This window comes from Acetobacter musti (genome assembly GCF_011516835.1).
GTDB lineage: Bacteria > Pseudomonadota > Alphaproteobacteria > Acetobacterales > Acetobacteraceae > Acetobacter > Acetobacter musti.
The window spans coordinates 1-1,386 of record NZ_WOTB01000100.1; the positions used below are offsets into that span (position 1 = coordinate 1).

2 pseudogenes are annotated in these 1,386 nt (G+C 63.9%); both read right to left on the bottom strand.

Annotated elements, in window-relative coordinates:
• Positions 1-78: 78 nt before the first annotated feature.
• Positions 79-1,156, bottom strand: a pseudogene (locus GOB93_RS20895) (ArsO family NAD(P)H-dependent flavin-containing monooxygenase).
• Between the two features lie 8 nt (positions 1,157-1,164).
• Positions 1,165-1,386: pseudogene (locus GOB93_RS20900) on the bottom strand (arsenical resistance protein ArsH); the annotation flags it as partial.

The following is a 1,386-nucleotide window of genomic DNA, read 5'->3' on the forward strand; positions in this document are numbered from 1 at the left end:
CCTAGTCCGCCTGTCTGCTCAGTGATGTAGGAGCAGACAGGCGGCAGTCGCCGTCATGTCGGTCGTAAAGAGAGTCGCTCAAGGTTTTGGTAAGCGGACATCCTGTGTCGGTGATGCAAGCCAGTCCGTGAGTTGCCGGATCATGGATCGCGCGACACGGCCCGCCCCCAGGAGGGTTGCGGATGCGGGACCGCACCAGGAGCCATATCCCAGCAGCCACAGGCGTGGCTCCCTGATGGCCTGCTGCCCGTTCACGTGGATCAGCCCGTCCGGCTCGATCACGTCGAGTGGTGCAAATGCAGAGAGCGCGGGACGGAAGCCTGTACACCAGATGATCGCGTCAATGGCTTCTTCCTGTCCGCCGGGCCAGACGACGCCCGTAGCCGTCATGCGCACGAACGGGCGCACCGCGTGGAAGACACCGCGCTCCCGGGCGGCCCGTACGGGCGGCACCATGACGATATCGCCAAAGCCTCCTGTCGGCATGGCGCCGGCGTTGCCCAGGACGTGCGGTCGCCCGTTCGAACAGAACCCGTCCATCCACATCGTCGGGCAGGAATACCGGATCCTGCAACGTCACCCACGTTGCGTTCGCGAGCAGTGACACTTCCGCCAGAATCTGCGCCCCGGAGTTACCGCCACCGACCACGAGCACGCGCCGACCGGCAAAAGGTGCGGGGATCTGATAGTGCGCGGAATGGATCTGCGTCCCGCCAAAGAATTCATGCCCCGCGACATCAGGAATGAACGGGGCCGACCATGTGCCGGTCGCACCGATGACGGCGCGGCTCAGAAAATCGCCCGCGTTTGTGCGGATATTCAGGAATTTCCCACCGGCCCGTTCCACGCGCCCGACCGTTACAGGACGGCGGATCGGCGGGGTGTAGCGCGCCTCGTACCGGTGCAGATAGTCCAGCACCTCGTCACGGGTCGGATAGCTGCCCTCCGGTGTGTCTGGCATCGGCCAGCCGGGCAGCGAACTGCAGGACGCCGGCGAGAACAGATGCAGGGAGTCCCAGCCATGCACCCACGCCCCTCCCGCCTGTGCGCCGTTGTCCAGAATGACATAGGTCAGCCCGGTCCGGCGCAGGAAATAAGAGGCGGCGAGTGCTGCCTGACCGCCGCCCACGATCACGACATCGAACTGTTCCGCCATTTCCCGGCTCACAGCTTTTCAGGCAGGCGGTGTTCTGATCTGCGCTCGCTGTAGCGATCGACAAGGTAGTCGGCCCGGTCCCGCAGCAGCCAGGTGAACTTCATCAGTTCCTCCATGACATCCACCATGCGGTCATAGAGGGGAGACGGTTTCATTCGGTCGTCGTCACCGAACTGGGTGTAGGCCATCGGCACGCTGGACTGGTTAGGGATGGTGAACATCCGCATCCA